This window comes from Bacillus sp. EKM202B, assembly GCF_011066025.1.
Lineage (GTDB): Bacteria > Bacillota > Bacilli > Bacillales > Bacillaceae_G > Bacillus_A > Bacillus_A toyonensis.
Genome location: NZ_JAAMNK010000098.1, coordinates 1 through 581, shown reverse-complemented (window position 1 = coordinate 581; position 581 = coordinate 1). Strand labels below are relative to the sequence as shown.

The 581-nt window shown below is 34.9% G+C and carries 1 pseudogene; it reads right to left on the bottom strand.

The window, feature by feature from the left end:
• Positions 1-581 (bottom strand): annotated as a pseudogene (gene alo / locus G9F74_RS29475) (anthrolysin O/cereolysin O family cholesterol-dependent cytolysin Alo); the annotation flags it as partial.

The window sequence follows — 581 nt, the reverse complement described above, 5'->3', positions numbered from 1 at the left end:
CAAGATACATCAAATTGAGCAACATATGCACCGTAATGATCAAGCGTCATTTTAGCACTTGAATATTCTGTAGTTGTAGTCTCAACATAATCTGTATTGTTATGAACAGCAGCAGTTGCATTATCTTTTAAGAAAGTGCTCGTATATGAAATTGGGTATGCTGGATTTTTTTTACTTAACTCTGCATTATCTTTAATGATATTTCGGATTTCATTAAAATCTTTTGTAACAACCTTGTTATGCTCTTTTGCATCTCCACCTAATACTACAGCGGTAAAGGTACTTTCTTCAAAAATATCTTTGTACTGTCCACTCGTTTCGACGCTGTTATTTTTAAGTAACGCTTTAAAAGCAGCTTGTACATCTTTGCTCTTAGATGTTGTTTCTAATTTCACATAAATGGTTCTGCCATAGGCTACATTTGACACCATAACAGGCGGAGCCGCATTACTTATCCCTTTACGAGTTAACTCACCGAAAGTAACACTATTATCAAAAAGATCTGATGGATTGTTAGGTAGTTCAGCACTTACGGTATAAAATATTTGCTTATATGCCGCAACCATCACTTTTTTCTCTCC